Source organism: Streptomyces sp. NPDC127097 (genome assembly GCF_042724075.1).
Taxonomy (GTDB): Bacteria; Actinomycetota; Actinomycetes; order Streptomycetales; family Streptomycetaceae; genus Streptomyces.
In genome coordinates this window covers 1-17,823 of record NZ_JBHXFI010000024.1, presented here as the reverse complement: position 1 = coordinate 17,823, position 17,823 = coordinate 1, and the positions used below count along the sequence as shown (strand labels likewise).

General features: G+C 72.9%; 13 protein-coding genes. 3 read left to right on the top strand and 10 right to left on the bottom strand.

Going from position 1 to position 17,823, the window contains the following annotated elements; all coding sequences use genetic code 11:
* Positions 1-4: 4 nt before the first annotated feature.
* Together ACFWJW_RS19475 and ACFWJW_RS19470 are read right to left on the bottom strand one after the other, a co-directional pair.
* Positions 5-1,339 (bottom strand): beta-ketoacyl synthase N-terminal-like domain-containing protein, encoded by a 1,335-nt coding sequence (locus ACFWJW_RS19475; protein WP_387242508.1) that lies wholly within the window; start codon positions 1,337-1,339, stop codon positions 5-7.
* A gap of 79 nt (positions 1,340-1,418) precedes the next feature.
* A complete protein-coding gene (locus tag ACFWJW_RS19470; protein WP_042154910.1) occupies positions 1,419-1,625 on the bottom strand; it encodes a DUF5988 family protein in 207 nt (68 codons plus the stop codon).
* A gap of 1,611 nt (positions 1,626-3,236) precedes the next feature.
* On the opposite strand from ACFWJW_RS19470, the gene ACFWJW_RS19465 reads away from it, so the two are divergent.
* On the top strand, positions 3,237-4,286 hold the full coding sequence (locus tag ACFWJW_RS19465) for a tyrosine-type recombinase/integrase (RefSeq protein ID WP_387242504.1): 1,050 nt from the start codon (positions 3,237-3,239) through the stop codon (positions 4,284-4,286).
* A 95-nt stretch (positions 4,287-4,381) separates the two neighbouring features.
* Here the strand turns inward: ACFWJW_RS19465 and ACFWJW_RS19460 are convergent, their stop codons facing one another.
* Positions 4,382-5,200 carry an IPT/TIG domain-containing protein gene (locus tag ACFWJW_RS19460; RefSeq protein ID WP_387242501.1) on the bottom strand — a complete coding sequence of 273 codons (819 nt, stop codon included), beginning with the start codon at positions 5,198-5,200 and terminating at the stop codon, positions 4,382-4,384.
* A 373-nt stretch (positions 5,201-5,573) separates the two neighbouring features.
* On the bottom strand, positions 5,574-6,869 hold the full coding sequence (locus tag ACFWJW_RS19455) for an FAD-dependent monooxygenase (protein WP_387242696.1): 1,296 nt from the start codon (positions 6,867-6,869) through the stop codon (positions 5,574-5,576).
* Between the two features lie 129 nt (positions 6,870-6,998).
* Between ACFWJW_RS19455 and ACFWJW_RS19450 the strand changes: the two genes are divergently transcribed.
* The gene (locus ACFWJW_RS19450) at positions 6,999-7,784 is read left to right on the top strand and encodes a TetR/AcrR family transcriptional regulator (protein WP_387242498.1); all 786 of its coding nucleotides are present in this window, start codon (positions 6,999-7,001) and stop codon (positions 7,782-7,784) included.
* Between the two features lie 132 nt (positions 7,785-7,916).
* Here the strand turns inward: ACFWJW_RS19450 and ACFWJW_RS19445 are convergent, their stop codons facing one another.
* From ACFWJW_RS19445 to ACFWJW_RS19435, 3 genes are all read right to left on the bottom strand, one after another.
* Complete coding sequence (locus ACFWJW_RS19445; protein WP_387242495.1) at positions 7,917-8,972, bottom strand: alpha/beta fold hydrolase; 1,056 nt, start codon at positions 8,970-8,972, stop codon at positions 7,917-7,919.
* 192 nt (positions 8,973-9,164) lie between these two features.
* Positions 9,165-10,244, bottom strand: a complete 1,080-nt coding sequence (locus tag ACFWJW_RS19440; RefSeq protein WP_387242492.1) for a rod shape-determining protein — start codon at positions 10,242-10,244, stop codon at positions 9,165-9,167.
* 151 nt (positions 10,245-10,395) lie between these two features.
* Positions 10,396-12,510, bottom strand: a complete 2,115-nt coding sequence (locus tag ACFWJW_RS19435; protein ID WP_387242489.1) for an FUSC family protein — start codon at positions 12,508-12,510, stop codon at positions 10,396-10,398.
* A 268-nt stretch (positions 12,511-12,778) separates the two neighbouring features.
* Between ACFWJW_RS19435 and ACFWJW_RS19430 the strand changes: the two genes are divergently transcribed.
* A complete protein-coding gene (locus tag ACFWJW_RS19430) occupies positions 12,779-13,798 on the top strand; it encodes an alpha/beta hydrolase (RefSeq protein ID WP_387242487.1) in 1,020 nt (339 codons plus the stop codon).
* A gap of 101 nt (positions 13,799-13,899) precedes the next feature.
* On the opposite strand, the gene ACFWJW_RS19425 is transcribed toward ACFWJW_RS19430, so the two are convergent.
* From ACFWJW_RS19425 to ACFWJW_RS19415, 3 genes are all read right to left on the bottom strand, one after another.
* Positions 13,900-14,760, bottom strand: a complete 861-nt coding sequence (locus tag ACFWJW_RS19425; RefSeq protein ID WP_042154927.1) for an ABC transporter permease — start codon at positions 14,758-14,760, stop codon at positions 13,900-13,902.
* Positions 14,757-17,456, bottom strand: coding sequence for an alpha/beta fold hydrolase (locus tag ACFWJW_RS19420; RefSeq protein WP_387242483.1), 2,700 nt, complete (start codon positions 17,454-17,456; stop codon positions 14,757-14,759). Before ACFWJW_RS19420 ends, ACFWJW_RS19425 begins: the two co-directional genes overlap by 4 nt.
* 182 nt (positions 17,457-17,638) lie before the next feature.
* A partial coding sequence (locus ACFWJW_RS19415) for an ATP-binding protein (protein ID WP_387242480.1) occupies positions 17,639-17,823 on the bottom strand: 185 nt, incomplete at its 5' end.

Below are 17,823 nucleotides of genomic sequence, written 5' to 3'. Positions count from 1 at the left end.
GTGGTCACACGGCTTCCGGACTGCCGAGGAGGATGGCGTTCTTCACGCCGCCGACCTGGTAGTTGAAGCTCAGCGCGTAGTCGAAGTCGAGCGGGCGGGGCCGCACGCCGGGGACGGGGTCGAAGGGCAGCCCGTCGGCCGGCTGCTCGCAGTTGGCGGTGGGGCAGACCTGCCCGCGCTCCATCATCATCAGCGTCATGGCGACGCCCAGACAGCCGGCCGGTGCCCCGTTGTGGCCGAAGCAGCCCTCCTGGGAGGTGACCAGCACCTCGCTCTCGGGCCCGTACAGCTCCCGGATGGCGGCCGCCTCGAAGGCGGTGACGACGATGTTGCCGTCGCTGCCGCCGTGGACGTACGGCACGTCGTCGATCCGCCACCGGTCGCCGAGGCAGCGGCGGACCGCGGCGACCAGCTCCGCACCGGTCTCGTCGGACGCGAGGGGGTTGGCCAGGCCGTCCCGGGTCATGGCGGTGGCCAGCACCTGGCCGTACATGTGCGCACCGCGCCGGGCGGCGTGCTCACGGCTCTCCAGGATCACCGTGGCGGCGCCCTCACCGTGGTTGATGCAGTCCGCTCTCCGGTCGTAGGGCCGCATGAGGGAGGTGAAGGACGGCAGCAGCTCCGGCATGTCGGTGGTGCGCAGGGCGTCATAGGTCTGCTGCGCCCCGCTCAGCAGCCGCTGGATGTTCTGGATGAGGTGGACGTTGAAGACGTCGACGCCGGTGACGACCGCCACCTCGACCTCGCCCTGGGCGATCAGCCGCCGGGCGTTGCCGATCTGTACGGCGGACGAGGCGCAGCCGCACGAGACGGTGTAGCAGGGGCCGTTGGACTGGGTCAGGGCCGCCTGGACCAGGGCGACGTCGGAGGGTGTCACGGCCTGTTGGGCCGCGACGAACAGCTCCATGGCGTCCGGTGCGCTGGTCTCGCCGGGGTCGGCGCTGAGCACCGAGAGATAGCTCTCGATGTTCGCGTCGACACCACCGCGGCCGACCAGGATCGCCGCCTCGCTCAGGGCGCCGCCGTAGGTGGTCAGCCCGGCATCGGTGGTGGCCTCCGCCATCGACACCAGGCCGAACCGGTGCGCCGAGGTGTAGTGGTGGGAGAAGAACGGCGGCACATCCGGGAGGCGTTCGTCGAACATCTCCTGGGTGAGCTCGACCGAGCCGTAGTAGACCTCGTCCCGCTTGAGGCAGGACCGGCCGTTGGAGATCACCGCCCACATGTCGTCGGCGGTGAAGACCGGCTCCGTCTGGCCGGGCAGACAGAATCCGACGCCGGTCACCACCACATCGCGGTTCCTGTTTCGTTCTCCGGAGTTCCCGGACCGTTGGTTCATGACAGAACTCCGTCCCTGACGAGATTCAACATGTTCGTGCTCCTCTGCACATCGCTTTCTTCTGCGGGCCGCAGCACGCCTACTCGGCGATTCGGGTGCGGTAACACCAGCGGTAGACCGGGACCTGCTGTCCGCCCAAGTCCGCGTATTCGCCGTAGAATTCGAAACGCTCGTACCCGTTGCCGCGCAGGAGCCTTATCGGGTCGCCCGCATCGTCGCGCATGTGCTGCGGCAGGGCATTTCCCTCCGGCCCGTCAACGAGGATCACCATTCTTCTTTTCGCCATACTGTTCTCCGGTGTTCTGTCGCAGTGGGTTGTGTGGGGCAGGCTTCAGGGATTGAGGTGGGGGGGACCTGGTGGAGATCACTGCGGGACCGGTTGCGGCGGATGACAACTGCCGGACCGGGCAAGGCTGATGGAGCGGCGGCGACGACGTTCGGGGGATCGTCGCCGCCGGTGCGGGCGCGGCGGAAACAATGACCGTTGACGGTCCCGGCGGCGCCCGGGGCAGGCTGCGGGATTTTTGCCCGCTCAGACCTTGTTACTGAATTCCGCCGCGTAAAAGGCGGCGGGACGGGTGCCGGTGACACGGGCGGCGGTCATCGTCACGCTTCCGTTGCCGAGGGAGCGGCGCGTGCCGCGCAAGAGGCAATTCCCGTGCGGAGAGGCCGGGATGGGGGATTCCGTACGCCCGGTTCCGGCGATATCGCCACCGGTGCGAGGGAATTCGGGCCGGCCGCCGCGCACGCCGGGGCCGGCCGGCAGGGACCGTCCGCCGGCGCCGGGGACCGGGACGGCCCCGGCCGGTACGAGGGTGCGCGGACACCGGGCGGATTCCCCGCGGACGGGGAGGGGGCACCGTCCCGCCGGGGAATCCGCGATGGTGGTGCGCCGGCGCGTGGCCTGCGCGCTTCCGGTGCCGTGCGGAGCGTGGAGACGGTGCGGGGCCGAGGGGGCGGTGCCGGACGCGGGGGCCGGGCCGGACGCGGGAAGGCGCGAGGCTTCCCCGCCGGGCATCGGGATCGGGAGACTCAGGTCACCGCCGGACCGGTCGGGTTCCGGTGCGGTCGCGGTGCGGGCCGGGATCAAGGCACCTACGCCGTTGACCCAGCGAATGGTGGGAAAGGTTCGCATGACGCCCCCTGATCCGAATGTGGGGGGCCGATCAGCCGGTGCCGAGGTGCCGGCACCGGCTGACGGATCCAAAACCCTCTACCGGGGACGCCCATACGGCATCTCGGTCTGACCGCAACCAGGCGCTGGGCCGGGCCAACGGGTAGGCCAGGTGCCGCTCCCCGGAGAGGATGGGCGGCCCACCGGTTGGATGCGACTAGTTATCCATGCGGCTCGGCGAGCTACAACAGTCAACCGATAAGGCCACCCGTTCGGAGCAGCGCGAAAAGTGGAAACTCGTACCAACTTGCGCAATGGCCTTAGAAGATGCCTTTATTCCACTCATGACTGATGCAGCGTTTGATTGCGCACTGCGCCGGCTTGATCGCGATGAAGAACCATGTGCAGCCGCAAGGTCCACGCTTGTCATTCTTGTGTGTGGCGGAACACAGCGGGAACCGACGCGCCGTCAATAGCCCGAGGCCGCCGGCTGCCGCTGATGGTGACAATGGAAGTCACTTCGGCATAGGCAAAGCCTACGCCGTCCCGCATCTTCCGTTGCCCTTAAGCGAGTTGGCGGCGCGACTCAATACTCCGCACCGGTGAGTGATCCACGGGAGGACCGGCGGCACGGACCGCCTGCACGGTGCGGCCCGGCCTTTCGCACCGCCCACAGGCACGATGTGGTCACGATTTCCCGGCTCCGGTTTCACGCTCAAGAGCGCAGCGCGCCAAGAGCCCCGCCGGCCGAATAACTTCCCAGCAGACAAGGGTGATTCGATAATGAACGATAACGCCGGGAGCCGGATTCCGCCCGGTACCGACACCCACACGATGTCACTCGCCGCCTACGGGGAACGGAGGTGGGAGGCAGCGATGCACGGCCTGGAAACCCTGACCATGTCCCCCTACCAGGCCGGGTGGCGGCTGCGCGTCGTCCCCAGCATCGGCCACGTCCTCGTACGCAAGGTCACCCGCCGGGTCGTCAACCGCGCCCTGCACTGCTGGATCGCCGACGAATGCGGCCTGTCCACGGTGAAGAACAGCCTCGCCGTGCTCGTCCGCGTCCTGGAACAGGCCGTCCGGGACGGGGTGCTGGACGCCAATCCGGCGCGGGTGGCCGGCTGGCAGCAGGAGTACCAGCGGGCGCAGGCCGAGCGCACCGCACCACGGTCGCTGGCACTGCCCGACGCGGACGCCCTGGAGCGGCTGGCGACCGCCCTCGTCCAGCGGGCCTCCGACGGCTACGAGGGGTGGGGCGACATCGTCCGGTTCGCCGCCTGGACCGGTACCCGCTTCAGCGAGGTGTCCGCCCTCCGGGCCCAGGACATCGATATGAGCACCTGGACCTGGCAGGTCCAGCACTTCACCGTGTCCGAGCCGGAGGGCCTGCACGACCGCCCGTGCAGAGGCAGACACCACCGGGTGGTGCCGCTGCGCCCCGCCGCCCGCGAACTGGCCGCCGGACGGCTGGAGACGGCGCGGCACCGGCCGCAGGCCCGGCTGTTCACCGGCCCGCACCGGAGCCGGTTCACCGCCGCGGCACTGCGGGACGCGACCCACTGGGACGACGTGGTGGACGAGCTGGGCCATGAGTACCTCCGGCGCCAGGACCTGCGCCACACGGGCCTGACATGGATGGCGGACGCCGGGCTCCCGCTGCCGCTGCTGTGCGGCGCCGCCGGCCGGCCCCCGCAGGACACCCGGCGGTATCTGCCCCCTGACGGGCCCCGCCTCCCCGCGCAGAGCCCCGGGGAGCCACCGGCGAGTTCGGCCCCCGCCCGGCGTACGGGCGGGGGCCGAACCGTTTTCCTGCGCCCCCCTACGGAGTGACGGTGCCGGGCTGCCCGGCTAGGTCCCGCCGGGGACCGCGTGAGCGGTGGACCTCAGGCGCCGGGACCCGGACCGCCCGCCACAGGGGCGGGCCGTCACAGGTAGGTGAACGACCCGGCGTTGACGCTGCCGGCCGCGGTCTGGACGGTCACCTGCACCGTCGTCCCGCTGGTGCCCGGCGGAATGGTGCCGGTCACGGTCGTACCGGACGCATTCACCGTCACCCCCGGGGCGGGTGCGGCCCCGAAGAGCACGCTCGCCCCGAAGAGGTTGGTCCCGACGATGGTGAAGGTGCCGCCCGCGGACCCGGTGGACGGCGTCACCGTGCCGGTGACCGTCGGAGGCAGCAGCAGGTAGGTGTAGCCACCCGGGACGGACGCGGTGCCGCTCGCGGTGGTCACCACGACCGGGACGTTGCCCCCGGCGGGCGGCCCGGCCGGCGTGACACCGAACAGGACGGAGCCGGTGGGGTCGGTGCCCACCACGGTCGCCGCGTTGCCGCCGATGGTGACGGTGGCACCCTGAAGGTTCGAACCGATGATGGCGAACGGCGTGCCGCCCGCGGTCGGCCCCGCGTTGGGGCTGATGGCCGCGGCCACCGGAGCGCCCGTCACGAGGTAGGTGTACGACGCCGGGTTGCTGGTCCCGGCGGCGTTGGTGACGGTGACCTGCACCGTCCCCGCGGCGTGCGCCGGGGCCAGGACCGTGACGGTCAGCCCCAGCGGGTCCTGCCCGACGATGGTCGCCGACGTTCCCCCGAAGAGGACGCTGGTGGCACCGCCGAGGCCGAGACCGACCAGCTGCACCGTGTTGCCGCCCGCGGCCGGCCCCGAGGCCGGCACCACGCCGAGCAGCACCGGCCCGATCGCCAACGGCAAGGCCGGGAGCCCCTGCTGAAGTGTGGGTGTAGACATGAAGGTCCTCCTGCTGTGTGAGCTCGTTGCTCGGCCGCTCGTGGCAGACAGGGCACACAAGCCGGAACCCGAGCACTGGCAGCAGCCGGCCGCACAGGAGGACGACGCAGACGGGCGGACATGGCCGGCGCACACCTGAGCGGTGCGGGGGGCCATCGCGCTGCTGGCCGCCCTTCACAGCCCCTCAGCGAAGAGGACTGGTGGGCGGGCCGACTACCGAAACCCGAGGGGGATGGACGGCCCACCGACAGGCCACACCAGTAACCCAGAAGAGTTGCCACCGGACAATCGAGTGGCCCCCGAAGCACCCGATCGGCGGAGCGCGGAAACGGGGGGCTTCACTACGGGCGGGGGCGGGGCGGGGCGTGTGCCGTCACCCCACAGCCGAAGCCGCCCTCGCGACCAGCGACGGGTAGTCCTCCAGCGTGATTGCCGCCGAGATGTCGTGGCCCTGGTCCAGCATGGCGGTGACCGTGGAGGGGGTGTTCAGGGCGGTGTTGCGGGCGTCGATTGCCTCCTGGGTGATGGGGGCGAAGAACTCGCCGGCTCCGCGGCCGCCTTCCTGGCAGCGAGTGACGTAGGGGCGCAGTTTCTGTTCGTAGCGGGCGAAGGCCGTGCGGTGGTCGGCTCCGGCGAGCGCCAGTTCGCCGGCGAGGACATAGGCGCCGACGATCGCCGAGCCGGTGCCCATGCCGCCGAGCGTGGCACCGTACGCGGCGTCTCCGAGGAGGGCTATGCGACCCGTGGACCAGTGCGGCACATCGACGCGGCTGATGGCGTCGAAGTAGAGGTCGTCGGCCTGCCACAGGGTGTCGAGCAGTTCCGGTGTCCGCCAGCCGGCTCCTTCGTAGGCGCGGGCTATCACCCTCTTCTGGGACCGGATGTCCCGCCGGTCGTAGGGGAGTTCGTCCTCGGAGGCGAAGACACAGAAGGTTTCGCCGGTGTAGCCGGGCTCCCCCGCGCGGCGGGGCAGGCGGCCGACCGTGGCCACCCGGCCGGGTTCGCCGTAGCCGACCGGGCGGGCGCCGAGGTCTCCGGCGCCGGCGGGCAGGTCCCATGCGGCGAAGTAGTAGCCGAGGTGGCTGACGCACCGCTCCTCGGGGGCGAAGGCGAGCCGGCGCACGGTGGAGTGCAGACCGTCCGCGCCGATCACGAGGTCGAAGGTGCGTGGCGCGCCGCGTTCGAAGGTGGCGTGGACGCCGTCGGCGGTCTCGGTGAGTGAGGTGAGGGAGTCGCCGAAGAGGTACTCGGGGGTGGTGCCGGGGACGGGGCCGCCGGCGGGCGGGGTCAGGCTGTGTTCGTGGAGGAGGCGGGACAGCTCGGAGCGGAGTATCTCGACCTCGCCGGCGGCGAATTCGGGCGGGAGGGTGGCGAGGCCGCGGCCCTGCCCGTCAATGAAGGTCATGAGGGTGCCGGGGCCGGTGCGGTGCCGTCTGATGGTGTCCAGGACGCCCATGCGCTCCAGGACCGCCAGGTGTACCGCGCCGCGGAAGTCGACCGCGAAGCCGCCGCCGCGCAGGGCGGGAGCCACCTCGACCACGGTCGTCCGGTAGCCGTAGCGGCCGAGCCAGTAGGCCAGGGCCGGGCCGGCCACGCTGGCGCCGGAGATCAGAACTGTCTGCTGTGGTAACGCCGTTCGCTCCCCCCGGGCCCGGCCGGGCCGGTCCATGGCCGGGTGCCCCGCTGTCGTTTCGTACGTCATCGCACGCTCCCCACGTCGATCGGTCGTACTGACAAGAGAAACTGTATCCGACGGACACTATTTTGTGTACCCCGGACACAGTTTTAGGATGCGGGGATGGCTGGAGACGACGGGAAGCACAGTGTGTTCGGGGATCAGGCGGGCAGCGTCGAGTTGCTGTGGGGCGGGCGCGAGCGGCCCAGCCGGGGGCCCAAGCCGGCGCTGAGCCTGGAGCGGATCACGCGGACGGCCATCGACCTCGCCGACACCGGCGGGCTCGAGGCGGTCTCCATGCAACGGGTCGCGGCCGAGCTGGACTTCACCAAAATGTCCCTGTACCGCTATGTGCCGGGGAAGAGTGAGCTGGTCGCGCTGATGATCGACCGGGCGATGGGGGAACCGCCGGGCGCGCCGTCACCGGACACCGCCGGCCGGGGCGGCGAGGAGCCGTGGCGGGTGGAGCTGCGGGCCTGGGCGCACGCGCTCGCGGCGGTCTACCACCGGCACCCCTGGCTGCTGGGCGCGGCCGTCGGCCCCCGGGTCATGGGGCCGCATGAACTCGGCTGGACCGAGCGGGCGCTCGCTTCGCTCGCGGACACCGGGCTGACCGGCGCCGAACAGCTCGACGCGGTGGTCGTGGTCAGCGGCCACATCCGGGCCATCGCCCAGGTCGCGACGTCGATGGGGCTGGGAAGCGCTCGGGCCACGGAGCCCGAGCGGGTCATGAGCGCGGCGCTGAACGAACTGCTCGCGGGCCGCGCCGACCGCTTTCCGGCGGTCGCCGCGGCCGTCGCGGCCACCGAGGCCGACCGCGCCTCCCGCGACCGGGCCGGGGAGTTCGGCCTGGAGCGGATCCTGGACGGCCTGGCCGCCTACATGGGCCGGGCGCGGGGCAGCGCGTAGGGCCTGGCCGAGCCGTGACTCCGGCCCTGACCCCGGACCCTGGGCCGGGGGCCCTGGCCCCAGACCCTCGGCCCAGGGCCCCGGCCCAGGGCCGCCCGCCCCGACCCGCGTCACCCTCCTAAGACGCAACCCCTAAGACACCCCCCGCACACCCCCCTCCGGCAAGGACCGCAGCCAGTCGACCATCAGCCGGTTGACCTCCTCGGGGCGTTCCTGCTGGAGCCAGTGGCCGCAGCCGGGGAGGATGTGGGAGGCGGAGAGGCCGGGGAGAGTGCGGGGGAACGCCTTGATGGCGTCGGCCAGCCACTGGGTGGTGGCGTCGTGTTCGCCGCCGATGAAGAGGGCGGGCCGGGTGAGCGGGGCCCCGGTCCAGGCGGCGAGGTCCTCCCAGTCGCGGTCGACGTTGCGGTAGCGGTTGAGGGCGCCGGTCAGGCCGGTGCGCTCGAACTCGGCGGCGTAGAAGTCGAGATCGGCCTCGGTGAGCCAGGGAAGGGGCCGGGGCGTGAAGCGGTCGGAGAGCTTGCCGCCCGGGGGGACGGAGAAGAGGCCGGGGCCGGAAGTGGGCCCGGCGTCGCCCGAGAGGCCGGCGTAGAAGCCGGCGAGCCAGGTGCGGACATCGGGTTCGATCTCCGCCTCCGCCCGGCCCGGCTCCTGGAAGTAGGTGATGTAGAACTCCTCGGCGCCGCCGAGTTGTGCGAAGGCTTCGGTGGGGCGGGTCGCGCCGCGTGGTGTGTACGGCACGCTCAGCAGCGCCACGGCGGTGAAGACGTCGGGCCGCAGCAGCGCCGAGTGGGCGGCGATGGGTGAGCCCCAGTCGTGGCCCGCGATGACGGCGGTCTCCTCGCCGAGGGCGCGCACCACGGCGGCGTTGTCGGCGACATGGGCGAGCATCCGGTAGGCCGCCACGTCGCGGGGCTTCGACGAGCGTCCGTAGCCGCGTACGTCGAGGGCGGCCGCGCGGTAGCCCGCGGCGGCGAGGGCGGGGAGCTGGTGGCGCCACGAGTACCAGGACTCGGGAAATCCGTGGACCAGCAGGACGAGCGGTCCGGTGCCCTGCTCCACCAGGTGGATGCGGCCGCCGGGGACCTCGACGGTGCGGTGGGTGGCCGGCGGGACGGCGGCGGGCCGGTCCGGTGCCGCTCCCGGGGGCGTGGCCGGCGGGGGCGTCGTCTCGGCGGACTGCGGCATGGTTCCTCCTGGGGCGAGTACGGCCGCGCTCATGAGGGCGGTGGGCGGTGGACGGGCGCGGGGCCGGCGGCTCGTGATGCCCCGCCGTGGCCCGGCCCGCTCCGCCACGATCATGGCGCGGCCGGCCCGGCGGGCGCGAGGGTTCTTGCCGGAACGGCAAACGCCCGCCGCGGACGCCGGGTTGGACACCCCCTACAGCCGCACCGTCTTCCTCGGCTGCTGCTTCGCGCCCGTCAACAGGCCGTGCAGGGAGGCGAATTCGTCGACGCACTTGGCGGTGCCGTTGACCACGCAGTCCAGGGGCTCGTCGGCGACCCGGACCGGGACGCCCATCTCCTGGCGCAGCCGCCGGTCCAGGCCGCGGAGCAGGGCGCCGCCGCCGGTGAGGGCGATGCCGTGCTCGACGATGTCGCCGGAGAGCTCGGGCGGGCAGTCGTCGAGGGTGCGGTGGACGGCGCGGACGATCGCGTCGACGGGCTCGGCCAGTGCCTCGCGGATCTCCTCCTCGGTGATCTCCTGGATGCGGGGCAGGCCGTTGACGTGGTCGCGGCCGCGGACGGTGTAGGCGGACGGGCGGTCCGGTTCGCCGTCCTCGTCGACGTCGACCGGGGTCCAGACCGCCGAGCCGATGGCGATCTTGATGTCCTCGGCGGTGCGCTCACCGATGTCCAGGGAGTGCTTCTTCTTGATGTAGGCGCTGACGGCGGCGTCCAGGGCATCCCCGGCGACCCGTACGGACTGGGCGGTGACCAGGCCGCCCATGGAGACGACGGCGACCTCGGTCGTGCCGCCGCCGATGTCGACCACCATGCAGCCGACCGGCTCGTCCACCGGGAGGCCGGCGCCGATCGCGGCGGCCATCGGCTCCTCGATGAGGTGCACTTCGCGGGCACCGGCGCCGCGGGCGGAATCGACCACCGCGCGCCGTTCGACGCCGGTGATGCCGGAGGGCACGCAGATGACGACCCGTGGCCGGGAGAAGCGGCGGCTGGGCAGGGCCTTCTTCATCAGGGCGCGGAGCATCTGCTCGGCGGCGTCGAAGTCGGCGATGACGCCTTCGCGCAGCGGGCGCATCGCGGTGATGCCGGACGGGGTGCGGCCGATGGTCCGCTTGGCCTCCAGGCCCACGGCGATCACCGCACCGGCGGCGTTGACCGCGACGACGGACGGCTCGTTCAGCACCACGCCCTTGCCGCGGGCGTACACCAGGGTGTTGGCGGTGCCGAGGTCGATGCCTATGTCATACGTTCCGGACGAAGTGCTGGAGGCCATGGGGGGTTCGTGTGCTCTCTCGCGACGGGGTGGGTTCCCGGGGCAGTGCGCTTCAGACAACCCCATGGGCTACCAATAGTGTTCATTGCGGGCAACTGTTAAGACTACCGGGGACGCCGATTGGTTCCCCTCCCTGCCGCCCCCTCTCCGCTCACCGGCTGCTGTTCTCCTCGGCGCCGCGGGGCTCCCCGCGGTCGGTGGCCGGCTCCCTGGACAGCGCCTCGGCCAGGTCGTCGAGGGCGTCGAGAAGCAGGTCCGCGACGCGCAGGGCGACACCACGGTTCTCGTCCTCCGCGTCCCATCTCTCCCATACGGCCCGCAGCTCGCTCCAGTTCAGCCGGCCCCGTTCCCGGACCGCCGAAGTGGCCTCCTCCAGGGAGGCCCGCAGCTCGAAGGCGAACGCGGTGGCACCCGGTGAGGACGCGGCGTCCCGTTCGGGGAGGTGGACCTCCAGGATCATCGTGACCCGGCCCATGGTGGCGAGCGCGGCGCCGGCCGCCTTCGCCGAAGCGGGGGACAGCCCGCGGTGGCGTACGGGTTCCTTCTCGGCGCGGGCCTCGCTCTCCTCCCAGGCGGCGCGGGCGGCCCGGGAGTCCAGCAGGGCGTCGCGGACCTGCCGGGGGCGGCGTTCGGCGGGGGTGGCGTACAGGTCGTACACGGCCAGCGCGTACTCCCCGTTGGCCGCCAGCCAGTCGGCGAGGCCGTCGCGGAGCCTGGGCGTCTCCCAGGCGGGGAACAGCGCGTACGACAGCATCGCGAGCAGCCCGCCGAGGAGGGTGAGCACCACGCGTTCCTGGACGGTCTGTTCCCAGCCGGCGCCGGCGATGCCGAGCAGGAAGACGACATAGGCGGCCACACACGCCGAGGTCACCGAGAAGCCGGTGCGCATCAGCAGATACATCAGGGCGACGCAGACCACGGCCAGCGCGGCGCTGACGTACATCCCCGGATGCGCCACGGCCATCAGCGCGCCCGCGATGCCGACGCCGACGAGGGTGCCGCAGAAGCGGGCGACGCCGCGGGAGTAGGTCTGGGCGAAGTCGGGGCGCATCACCATGACGGAGGCGAGCGGCGCCCAGTAGCCGTGGCCGAACGGGAGCGCGGTGCCCAGCAGATAGCCGGCCGCGGCGACCGCGGCGACCCGGAGGGCGTGCCGGAAGATGTGCGAGGTCCAGCGGGCCTCGCGGTGCAGGGCGCGCAGGGCGCCCGGGACCAGCCTGGGGACGCTGGGGCGCAGCAGATGGCCGCGTTCGGCCTCGGTGGTGGGGCGGGTGGCCTCGACCGGCTCATCGGTGAGTTCGACGGCGTCGGCGAGCAGGGAGATCAGGCGGTAGGCGGAGCGGCGGGCGGCCCCGTGGAGCATCGGGCCGGTCGCCGGGACTTCGAGGGTGGCCATCGCCTCGGGCGGCAGCCGGACCGGCTTCGCGTGCCGTACGGCGTGGGCGACGGCGTCCAGGACGGTGGCCGCGGCACCCAGCAGATCCCGCACCCGGTCACGCTCGACGCCTTCCGTCGGGGCGCCGACGACCGGGTCGGCGAGGGCGGCGAGCACCGGCCGGACGCGTTCGGCGAGGCCGCGGGGCCCGTGCAGCTGTACGGGACGGCGGCGGGCCTGACGCGGGGTCACGGCGGAGGCGAGCCGGGCGTCCATCAGGGGCGCCGGGTCGAACGGGGCGACCGGGTCGTGCCGCAGCCGGCGGGCGTAGTCGGCCTCGGCGGCCAGGGCGTCGGCGAGCGCATCGCGCTGGACGCCCCAGGGGCGGACCGGGAAGACCACGATGAGGGTCGCCTGGACGAGGCCGCCGAAGAAGATCAGCGCGGCGTGTTCGGCCGCGCCGAGGACGGAGCCCGGCAGGGTGACGGTGACCAGCATGATCGCCACGGTCTGGGTGCCGGCCAGCCCGGAGACCGGGCCGATCGCCCAGGCCATGCCCGCCAGGAAGGTCCAGCCGGCCAGCAGCAGGACGAACGCGACGACATGGGCGGCGGCCAGGTAGCCGAGGAAGGTGGAGACCGCCAGCGCGCCGGCCACGGCGAGCGCGAGCACCGGGCGCGGCCGCATGCTGCGCTGGAAGGTGACGATGCCGGAGGAGAACGCGCCGAAGGCGGAGGAGACCGCCAGCGCCGGGTCGCCCCGCCACAGGCACAGCCCGATGACGATGGCGACGCCGGCCGAGCCGCGCAGCGCGATCAGTGGGGTGAGCTTGGTCCGCTCGATGGTCAGCCCCGAGCGGGCGGCTTCCTTGAGCGCACGCGACCAGGTCATAGCGAGAGGATACGGGCCCGGAAGCGGAGGTTCCGGAATGTCCCGGGCGGGCTCCGCGTCCCCGCGTTCCGCCCGTACGCCGGGAAAATCCCGGTAAAACCGGCCGCCCGCTCCGCGGACAACGGTGCAGGTCACCAAGGGGATGCCGGCATTCCGGACGGGCGGTGCGAGGAAGCCGACACCCCGGCGGGGAAACCGGGGGCCGGGCCGCTGCCCTCTTGTTCCGCAGCCGGGACAAGTCCCGGGTGTCCGGCAAGGAGAAAGACCCGTGCACAGAGCCCTGTTCCGTCCGGTGATCGCGCTGATCACCCTGACCGTCCTCGCCGCCACGGCCGGCTGCGGCACCAGCGCCTCCCACTCCTCCCCCGTCCGCTTCGGCGGGACCCAGGCCGACGCCGCGCTCCAGGCCGGCCATCCCGGGAAGCAGTCGCTGGTGCAGTGGCCCACGCGGCCGATCAGCTTCGAGGAGGAGAGCCGGGTCGGCGGGGCGGGCGAGAACACCCCGATCGGCGTGACCACCCTGCACGGCCCGAAGTCGGGCTTCACCGGGAAGGTCTGGGTCTGGGCGCCGCCGGAGTACTACGAGAAGCGGAACGCGCACAAGGGCTTCCCGGTGATGGAGGCGCTGCCCGGCTCGTACGGCTACCCCGCCAACTACTGGACGGACGGCGGCCTCAGACTCCAGGAGAACCTCGCCCGGTGGTCGAAGAACGGCAGCAGTCTGCCGTTCATCGTCGTCATGCCGGTGCTCAATCCGGATGCCAAGCAGTACTACGACGGCAGCGACATACCGGGCCGGCCGAGGATCGGCACCTGGCTCAGCCAGGACGTGCCCGACCTCGTACGGCAGAACTTCCGCACCCTCAGGACCCGCGACGCCTGGGCGATCATGGGCTCCTCGTCGGGCGGCTTCGCGGCGCTGAAGAACGTGCTCCAGCACCCGGACACGTTCAAGGTGGCGATACCCAACGGGCCGGACATCGTGCCCGACTCACCGCTGTGGAAGGGCCACGCCCGGGAGGAGCGGGAGAACAACCCGGAGGTGCTGGCCCGCCGGCTGATGGCGCGCGGCGGACCGGACGTCTACCTCGCCTTCCAGGACGGCTCCCGGGAGCACACGGTGCTGCCGAAGGTGCGGAAGTTCCGCGCGCAGTACGGGCACGGCCCGGTGCACACCCGGCTCCAGATAGTGCCCGACGGCACGCACAGCGCGGCGACCTATGTGCGGGGCCTGGGCGAGGGCACCATGCGCTGGGTCAGCGCGCACATGCAGGGGCCGACCGCCTGACGGGGCCGGCCCCGGGCGCCGCGCGCGGCCCCGCCGGCCACCCCGCCGTCACGCCGCCCCGTAGCCGCGTCCCCACCGTCCCGCCACCGGCGTCCCCGCCGTCACGACACCACGTCCTTGCGCGCGAACCCCCGGAACGCCAGCGCGCACAGCACCAGGGCGTACGCCACCGAGACCGCCGAGCCCTGGATCATCCCGGACCACTCCATCCGGGGCTGGAGGGCGTCCGCCCAGGAGTACTGCCAGTGCGCGGGCAGCACGTTGCGCCACGTACCCAGGGCGGTGACCTGGTCGAGGACATTGCCGACGATGGTCAGCCCGACGGCGCCGCCGACCGCGCCCAGCGGCGCGTCGGTCACCGTCGACAGCCAGAACGCCAGGGCCGCGGTGACCAGCTGGCTGACGAAGATATAGCCGACCACGACCGCCAGCCGCGGCACCGCCTCGCCCGCGGACAGCGCGCCGCCGGTGGGCAGTTGCAGCGGTCCCCAGCCGTACGCGGCGCTGCCCACACCCAGCGCCACCAGCGGCAGCAGCAGCATCGCGGCGGCGCTGAACAGCAGCCCCACGGTGAGCTTGCTCAGCAGCAGCCGGGCCCGGGGGACCGGCGCGGCGAGCAGATAGCGCAGCGAGGCCCAGCTCGCCTCCGACGCGACCGTGTCACCGCAGAACAGGGCCACCGGCACCACCAGCAGAAAGCCCGCGGAGACGAACAGCGCGGTGGCGGCGAAGTTGCCGCCGGACGCGGTGGCGGTGTCCATCAGGGTGATCCGGCCGTTGCCCCGGCCGGCCGGGTCGCCGCCGATCGCGAACGCCGCCACCAGCACGAACGGCAGCGCCGTCAGGATCGCGGCGATCACCAGCGTGCGGCGGCGGCGCAGCTGGCGGCGGGCCTCGACGCGCAGCGGGAGGGTGCGGCGCGGGCGGTAGCCCGCCGCCCGCGCCATGGGGGTCGCGGTCATCGGTCCCCTCCGATCAGGGTGAGGAAGGCGTCCTCCAGGCGTCGGTGCGGGCCGACACGGTCCACCGGCACCTCCAGCCGGAGGAGTCCGGCGAGCAGTTGGGGCGGGTCCGCGCCGTCCAGCCGTACCAGCAGGCCGCCCTCGGCGCGTACGGCGGAGGCGACGCCCGGCAGCGCGGCCACCTTCTCCACCACGGCGTCGTCGAGGTCTCCCGCGACGCCGACCAGCAGGGTGTCGCCGGAGCCGACGATCTCGGCGACCGGACCGGCCCGCACCAGCCGGCCGCGGTCCATGACGACCAGATGGGTACAGCTCTGCTCGACCTCGGACAGCAGATGGCTGGAGACGATGACGGTGCGTCCGGCGGCGGCGTAGCGGATCATCACGTCCCGCATCTCCCGGATCTGCGGCGGGTCCAGCCCGTTCGTCGGCTCGTCCAGGATCAGCAGATCCGGCAGGCCGAGCATGGCCTGGGCCAGGGCGAGCCGCTGCCGCATGCCCTGGGAGTAGGTGCGCACGGCACGCTGGAGGGCGTCGCCGAGACCGGCGATCTCCAGCGCCTCGTCGAGGTGTGCGTCGGCGGCGGGCCGGCCGGTGGCCTGCCAGTACAGGTCGAGGTTGGCGCGGCCGGACAGATGCGGCAGGAAACCGGGGCCCTCCACGAACGCGCCGACCCGCGACAGCACCGGGGCGCCCGGCCGGACGGCGTGCCCGAAGATCCTGATCTCGCCCTCGTCGGGCGTGATCAGCCCCATCAGCATCCGCAGGGTGGTGGTCTTGCCGGCGCCGTTGGGCCCGAGCAGCCCCAGCACCTGCCCCTTCTCGACACGGAAGGACAACTCCCGTACGGCATACCGGTCGGTGGACCCGGCGTACCGCTTGCTCAGCCCGCCGATCTCCAGCGGGACCTCGGCGAGCGCCTCGTCGGGCGCCGGCGCCGCGGTCCGGCGGCGGGCGGTGAGCAGCAGCAGCGCGGCCACCACCGCGGCCGCGGCCGGCAGCGCCCAGGTCCAGGCGGGCAGCGGGGCGGCGGCGCTGCGCACCTCGGGCGCGGTGGGCACGTCGAGGGCGCCGTCCTTCAGGGAGACGGTATAGGTGGCGGGTTCGGCCGGGGAGGCATAGCCGAGGTCGGTGGCGGAGAGCACCAGCCGCAGCCGGTGACCGGCCGCGAAGTCATGGTCGACGGCGGGCATCCGCAGCCGCACGGTCCGGCCCTCGTGGGCGTCCTTGATCCGGTACGGCGTGACGAGCTGGGACGGCAGCACCTGGCGGCGGCCGTCCGGGCCGACGTCGTAGACCTTGGCGAAGAACACCGCGTCCGGGGAGTCGGAGCGGATGTGGACGGTGGCGGTGGGGCTGCCGGTGAGATGGACGGGGGTGCGCAGCGGCGCCGAGTCGAAGCGGGCGTACTGGCCGGAGAAGTCCAGCGACAGGCCGCCGGCGCCGAGCGAGGAGAGGTTGCCGAGTGCGCCGACGCCGGGCACCGCGGAGATCGCCGGCGGTCCGGCGCCGGGCGGGTTGCTGAAGGTCTGGGTGCGGCCGGCCAGCCGGATCCGCCGGGGGTCGTGGGCCAGTCCGGCGTAGCGGTCCGCGTGCGCGCCGCGCAGCCGCACCGCGCCGTTGGTGGAGTCCACTCCCCCGCTGCGGCTGATACGGAACGCGGGCCCGGTATCAGCGTGTTTGTCGCCCTTGAGGTAGCGGTCGAACCACGCCTTCGTCCGCCCCTCCAGGCGGGCGGCCTCCCGGTCCCCGCCGTCGTGGCCGCCGGAGAGCCAGTCGACGCCGACCGGCGCCCCGTTCTTGCGGAGCTGCTGGTAGAGGGCGTCGGACTGGTCGAGCGGGAACAGCGAGTCGGTCTGGCCCTGCATGAGCAGGGTCGGCACCTTGATGCGGTCGCCGACGGCGGACGGGCTGCGGCCCGCCAGGAGGTCCCGGGCGGCGTCGTCCGGCCGGCCGTGGACGGCGACCCGCTGGTACATCCGGCACAGCGCGGGCTCGAATCGCCCGCAGCCCCCGGACGTGGTGGGCGCGGGCCCCGCCGAACCGGTGGCGGTACCGGCCGAGCCGGTGGTGAAGAAGATCCCGGCCCACAGCTTCTTGAACACCCCGTGCGGGAAGAGGGCGTCGGCGAGGTTCCAGTAGGTGATCTGCGGGGCGATGGCGTCGACCCGCCGGTCGTGGCCGGCCGCCAGCAGCGAGATCGCCCCGCCGTAGGAGCCGCCGGCCACCCCCACCCGGGGGTCGCCGTCCTTGTCGAGCCGTACCTCGGGGCGCCCGGCCAGCCAGTCGATCAGCCGGCGGACGTCGGCGACCTCACCGTCCGCGGCGTTCAGCCCGATCTTGCCGGTGGACTTCCCGAAGCCGCGCGCCGACCAGGTCAGGACGGCGTAGCCGTCCCGGGCCAGCTGCTCCGCCTGCGGGCGGAGGTTGGCCTTGCTGGCGCCGAAGCCGTGGGCGAGCAGCACCGCGGGCCGCCGCCCGCCGGAGTCGCCCGCGGTGAAGTAGGAGGTGTCGATCCGCACCTTCTTCGCGCTGCCGGGCTTCTCCGGCATCGTCATCAGCCGGTCCGTACGGTGCACGGCGGGCGCGGCGTCCGAGGAGGCGGCCGCCCAGGTGCCGCCTCCTATGAGGACGGCCAGCGCGCCCGCGGCGGCGAACCAGCGCCGGCCGCGCGGGCGGATACCTCGGAGATCCATACCGTGAATCCTAGGGAGGACCCGGCGCGGGCGGCCGGTACCCCGGGCGGAACCCGGCGGCCTCCCTGGGGAGTAGGGTGCGCCCTCCCGTACCACGGACGCGGTACCGGGCGGGTCGGCCGGGGCCCGCCGTCCGGGCCGGCCGGGGCGGCGCTGCGCGACGGCCCAGGCGGGCCCCGCGCCTACCGCGGCAGGACGACCCGCATGATCAGTCCCCCGCCCTCACGCGGCTGCGCGCTGATGCTCCCGTCATGGGCCCGCACCACCGACCGCACGATCGACAACCCCAGACCCACACCCTTGTCACTACCGGTCCGCTCGGTCCGCAACCGCCGGAACGGCTCGAAAAGATTCTCCACCTCATACG

What these genes read in the sequence shown, in the direction of transcription:
- ACFWJW_RS19475 (WP_387242508.1), bottom strand. Translation starts at nt 1,339, where the DNA reads ATGAACCAACGGTCCGGGAACTCCGGAGAACGAAACAGGAACCGCGAT.
- ACFWJW_RS19470 (WP_042154910.1), bottom strand. Translation starts at nt 1,625, where the DNA reads ATGGCGAAAAGAAGAATGGTGATCCTCGTTGACGGGCCGGAGGGAAAT.
- ACFWJW_RS19465 (WP_387242504.1), top strand. Translation starts at nt 3,237, where the DNA reads ATGAACGATAACGCCGGGAGCCGGATTCCGCCCGGTACCGACACCCAC.
- ACFWJW_RS19460 (WP_387242501.1), bottom strand. Translation starts at nt 5,200, where the DNA reads ATGTCTACACCCACACTTCAGCAGGGGCTCCCGGCCTTGCCGTTGGCG.
- ACFWJW_RS19455 (WP_387242696.1), bottom strand. Translation starts at nt 6,869, where the DNA reads ATGGACCGGCCCGGCCGGGCCCGGGGGGAGCGAACGGCGTTACCACAG.
- ACFWJW_RS19450 (WP_387242498.1), top strand. Translation starts at nt 6,999, where the DNA reads ATGGCTGGAGACGACGGGAAGCACAGTGTGTTCGGGGATCAGGCGGGC.
- ACFWJW_RS19445 (WP_387242495.1), bottom strand. Translation starts at nt 8,972, where the DNA reads ATGCCGCAGTCCGCCGAGACGACGCCCCCGCCGGCCACGCCCCCGGGA.
- ACFWJW_RS19440 (WP_387242492.1), bottom strand. Translation starts at nt 10,244, where the DNA reads ATGGCCTCCAGCACTTCGTCCGGAACGTATGACATAGGCATCGACCTC.
- ACFWJW_RS19435 (WP_387242489.1), bottom strand. Translation starts at nt 12,510, where the DNA reads ATGACCTGGTCGCGTGCGCTCAAGGAAGCCGCCCGCTCGGGGCTGACC.
- ACFWJW_RS19425 (WP_042154927.1), bottom strand. Translation starts at nt 14,760, where the DNA reads ATGACCGCGACCCCCATGGCGCGGGCGGCGGGCTACCGCCCGCGCCGC.
- ACFWJW_RS19420 (WP_387242483.1), bottom strand. Translation starts at nt 17,456, where the DNA reads ATGGATCTCCGAGGTATCCGCCCGCGCGGCCGGCGCTGGTTCGCCGCC.